This window comes from Methanobrevibacter sp. UBA417 (genome assembly GCF_002508845.1).
GTDB lineage: Archaea > Methanobacteriota > Methanobacteria > Methanobacteriales > Methanobacteriaceae > Methanobrevibacter_A > Methanobrevibacter_A acididurans.
Map to the genome: position 1 here is coordinate 1 of NZ_DAZC01000009.1, position 5,606 is coordinate 5,606.

Genomic DNA, 5,606 nt, shown 5'->3' on the forward strand with positions numbered 1-5,606 from the left:
AGGGTTTCTACAAAACCAAAAAATAAGAAAAAATAAGGGAATTAAATTTTATTAAATTTTAATATTTTAATCTAGAAACTAATACTAGAAGAAATACTTGAAAGCGTAAATGAATTAGTATTCCAATTCACAATTGACCCTAAACTATTACGAGTACTTGTACAATCCGCTGCATACCATACTCCATCAACAAGTATTTGAGCCCAAACATGTCCTGTAACTAATCCACTACTGAATTTACAATTCTTACCATGAACATATCTAGCAGGTATCCCAGAAGCTCGGCATAATGCAATTACAAGACTTGCTTGATCTACACAATTACCATAACCTTTACTTAAGGTACCAGCTGCACCATACTTACTGTTAGCATAATAACTATATGAAATTTTATCTCTAACATAATTATAAATTGCTAAAGCTTTATCTACTTCACTAGTTAATCCAGAAGTTAATGATGATGCTAAGGCTTTAATCGCTGCATTATTTACTTCACAATTTTTAGTAGCATCTAAATATCCACTAGTATCACTAATAGTATTTTTATCATTAATTCCACTATTAGTTGTTGTAGTATCACTACCTGGAAGTGTGGTTGTTTGGAAAACACTAGATTTTACTGTTACAGTATTTGGCAATCTATTATTTTCTCCATAAAATGCTAAGGCTTTACTGAAAACATATACATAATTTTCAAATGTTATTGTTCCAATTCCATTAGATGAATCAGAATTTGGTGTAACACCATTAGCTTCTATGTAAGCTTTTATACGATTTGCCATATTGACAAGTTCACTTAAACTTAAAACACCATTTATACTACTAGATACATTATTTCCTTGAGTAACATTTATTGGTGTTATGTTATTTGTAGAACCACTATTGATTCCACTAATTGCACTTGTTAATAAGTATGCAAATTCTGCCATTGAGTATTCTTTTCCATTAATTGTAACATAATTAGGCAATCTATGATTGTTATTAACAAAGTCTGCAACTTCACCTGCTTTACTTATAATATCACTTATACTTACACCATTAGTAATATTAGTAATATTATCTGTATTATCAGTGTTATTATCAGTACCATTAGTAATTGCACCATTATTTACAATTATAGTATTAAATTTATCTTCAGAAGATCCATATTCAGTATTTCCAGTATAAGAACTTTTAACACTATAGTTTCCAGGCACTAAATTAATTTCTAAATTTGCATAACCATTTACATCTGTGGTTACCCAATAAATTTTACTTAAACCATTTAAGGTATTAGTTAAATTTAATGCAATATGCTGACCTACTATAGGGTTTCCATTTTCATCTACAAGTTGTACTGTAAAGTTACCTCCTTTACCAAAAATGATGGTTATATCACCACTTATGATGTTTGGATCTTTTAAATCTTCTTTCTTAGTAGTAACTTTAATTGTATTTACTCCACCTTTAGATGGATTATAATATTCATTCCCATAATAATAGGCATTTGCAGTGTAATTACCAACAGCAAGGTTAATTTCTAAAAATGCATAACCGTTTACATCTGTGGTTACCCAATAAATTTTACTTAAACCATTTTGAGGGTTAGTTAAATTTAATGCTATATGCTGACCTACTATAGGGTTTCCATTTTCATCTACAAGTTGTATTGTGAAATTTCCCCCATTACCAAAATCTTGTGTGAAATTACCACTAATTATAATTGTATTAGTATTATTTCCACTATTAATTGTATTTAATGTATCATTAATTCTTGATACATTATTAGTATCCTCTTTGGTAATATTAGAGACTGTATTATCACTATTTAATGTGCTTGTATTGTTAATGGTGTTATATTCACTATTATTGATGGTTTCGGTTAATGTCTTATTATTGGTATTTACCGGTGAATAGGTGGTTGTATCATTTATTGTATCATATTCTTGTTGTGTGCTTATATTTTCATTATCTACATTATTATTGTAGTTATTATTATTTGAAGTTAATAAATTAGATGAGCTAATCTCACTTGTATTATGTGGGTTTAAACTTATTGAATTGATGGTATTACTCGTCCCTGTAGTAGTATCATTAGTGTCACTACTTGCAGATATTCCCGTTATACCAGCTAAAACAATGGCTCCTAAAAAAGTTAGGAGTAATACAAGTTTTAGTTTATCATTTATCATCCTTCACCTCTCTTTTTTTATTAATCAACCATTCTTATTTATATTTTAATTGTTTAACTCTATATGCTAAAGAAGTGAAATAGACCTTTAATATTTTCTTATATTAAAATTCTATAATATTGTATTGTTAAATAAAGGTGGCTTATTTAGCAATGTAGTTAATAAATTAAATGGTAAATGGTGATTTACAGACATAATATATTCCAAAAACCTTATATAAATGTTTTGGTAAGAAATAGGGAAAACTTTATATAAAACCCATTAAAGTCCCAAAAAAATATAATAAAAAAAACAAGCCATGATATAATAAAAAAAATATAAAAAAAATTAAAAATTTATTTAATATACTGTAATTGTTGAACTACAAGTTGAATAATCATACTGATTATTACCAAAATAAGTACAGGTTACTTTATAATTTCCATGATACAAATTAATTGGAAGTTGATACTCACCAAGAGAATCAGTTGTAACCCAATAATCTTTACTTGCACCATCACTAATACGTGATAAGGTTAATTTTACATGTTGACCAACTAAAACACTTCCTGTAGATTTTGAAATTAATTTTCCAGTAAAATTAAGCCCACTACCATAAGGATGTTGGAAACTATCAGCACTTATTAAAGTAGGATCTTTAACTTGAGCATTTACAATGATTTTAGCTAAGATACTATTACTAGCTAGATACATATTATTCCCATAATATGTTGCTTGACCTGTATAATTACCTGCAAAAAGGTTGATTTGTAATTGGTATTCCCCATTATTATCTGTTGTTGCCCAGTAATCTTTACTTGCACCATCACTTAAACGAGTTAAGTTAAGTTTAATATGTTGACCAATAATAGGATTACCTTCACTATCTATTAATTTACCTGTGAAATTTAATCCTTCACCATATTTTTCACTAAAATCTTCTGCACTTAAAATAGTGTAATTTGTTGAGTTATATACATTTAAAGTTAAATCTTTACTAGTGTTCATATAAATATTTAAACCATTATAATTAAGTGTAACATTATATTCTCCAGCTTTTAAAATATTTAAGAATTTAGCTTCATTATTTGTAATATTAGAAGAACCAATTAAAATATTATTATAATATAAGCTAATAATACCAGTATTCACAGTTCCGGTACTGCTTGAAACTTTAATATTTATTGTACCATTTTCAGTAGTGTATAAAACATTATCTTTAATTGTAATATCTTTATAATTACTTCCAACTTTAACGGGAATTGTTAAGGATTGTTTATCAATAGTACTAGTTAAATTTACTACTCCATTATAATCATTATTAGTGTAGGTATTAATTACGATTCCTTGAATATTTAAAGAATTATCATTAAAATTACCATTAGTACAATTATAGTTCACTGTTCTAATCGGTAATTTAATATTTAAATTAGATATTTCCCCATTAATATTTATTACATTATCTAAGTTTACAGTAACTTTTAAAGTTTCATTACTGTTAAGACTTGTACTATTAGTAGCCATAGTCATTATTACTCAATTATTTGCTTTTACATTGGTTCCATTATCATTACTGAATTTATCAATTGTATGATAGTAAATATTATTATTTCCAGTGCTAAATGGAGTATTTTCACCCCACCAATTATAATCTGCATTACAAGTACCAGTATAACTTATACTATTACCTTTTGGTGCAATATTATATAAAAATACATTACCGTTAATATTACAGTTAATGTGCTTATAGCTCCACCATATAATGTTGCACTGTTACTTAAGAATGTGGAGGATTTTATTATAGTGTTTCCTGCACTATGGAATGCACCAGAGTAACTTGCACTATTACCAATAAAATTGGAATCAATTACTTCACTATTTTTTTCACAGTAAATAGCTCCACCTGATCCTTTATTAGTTAATTTATTACCTGTGAAATTAGAAGAGTTTACTATGATATTTTTACAATAAATTGCACCTGCAAGGTATGGTGCATTATTACCAGTAAATGATGAATTTATGATTGTAGCATTTTCTACACATCTTACTGCACCTGCTTCTTGAACTGTTACATAATTTCCATTAAATTGAGAATTAACTATTTCACAATTTTTAGAAGCATATACTGCTCCACTTGAATAGGTTGCATGATTTGCAGTGAATAATGAGTTTAATATATTAATATTTACTCCATAAACTGCTCCTCCGGTTGTTGCATTATTGTTAAAGAACTTACAATTTATTATATTTAAATTCCCTTCACTATTTATAGCTCCCCCATAAGCTAAATTATAATTGTTTTTATAACCTGTAGCTGAAGTGAATGTTAAACCTTGAAGTGTTAATGTAGTGTCTTTACTGGAATGGAAAATATAACCATTATTGTTACCATTTAATATTACTTCACCATTATTGTAATTGCTTAAGGTTAAACTTTTATCTAGATTAATATTTACTAAATTATATGTTCCATTTGTGAAAATGATATTTCCATTAGTAGTTATATTATTATATGCATTCCACCAGTTAGTAGGTGATGAGATACTGGAACCAGAACCTCCACCATTAGGACTTATATAAATTGTATTAGAATTAGACTGTAAATTATTATTGTTTTGGATTTCATTATAACTGGAATTATTTATATTATTATTTTCATTTAATAATAAATTATTAGAGTTATTAGTATCATTAACTTGAATATTATTATTTGTATTATTTGTTGCACTAACACATGTTATTAAGGTTAATGATAAGATTATTGTTAAAATTGATATGAATATTATCTTTTTTTTCGGTTTTGTAGAAACCCTTTATTTTTTTTCTAATTTTTTTCCAATTGAAATTGTACCTTGAGGTTTCTATTTTTCTGATTTCTTTTAATTTAGGTTTAAGAAGTTTTAAAAAGGTTTCAAGTCTTTACACTTGAAATACTACCTATGATGTTTAAAATAAGTAAAGAATAAGTATTAATATTAAAATGGAGAATAAATATTAATATGACAAATAAAAACATCCATTCTCCAAGTAATTATTTGTTTTCTAAGCAATTATAATCTTTCGGATTTTAACTTTGAAAAACCTGCAAAAAATTTTATAAAAAAGGACATTTAAAAAATCATAATGAAAATTTAACAAATAATCAACTGTTAAAATTCATTGAAACCACAATTTAACTATGCAAAAATAAGTTTAAATACTTTATTCTCATTATTTTAGCAATCATTTTATACACACAACCATGTTTTATTCACAATTTTAGCACTTAAAATTTATACAAAAAGCACATATCGTGAATATAACTCAATTTTTACAATTATCATGACCAATATAATTAAATATTTACGAATAAAAAAGACCCCACACTACACCACAATCCAAAAATTCTTCACAATAAACTACCATCAGGTACTTTAAAAAAAATCAACCAAATTTAATATTATCCCAACATGATAT

The 5,606-nt window shown here is 26.4% G+C and carries 3 protein-coding genes; all 3 read right to left on the reverse strand.

The window, feature by feature from the left end:
- Positions 1-71 precede the first annotated feature (71 nt).
- The gene (locus BP769_RS01095) at positions 72-2,171 is read right to left on the reverse strand and encodes a pseudomurein-binding repeat-containing protein (protein WP_413861826.1); all 2,100 of its coding nucleotides are present in this window, start codon (positions 2,169-2,171) and stop codon (positions 72-74) included.
- 339 nt (positions 2,172-2,510) lie between these two features.
- A complete protein-coding gene (locus tag BP769_RS01100) occupies positions 2,511-3,674 on the reverse strand; it encodes a hypothetical protein (RefSeq protein ID WP_413827157.1) in 1,164 nt (387 codons plus the stop codon).
- 152 nt (positions 3,675-3,826) lie between these two features.
- Positions 3,827-4,654, reverse strand: coding sequence for a hypothetical protein (locus tag BP769_RS01105; RefSeq protein ID WP_413861841.1), 828 nt, complete (start codon positions 4,652-4,654; stop codon positions 3,827-3,829).
- Positions 4,655-5,606 lie beyond the last annotated feature (952 nt).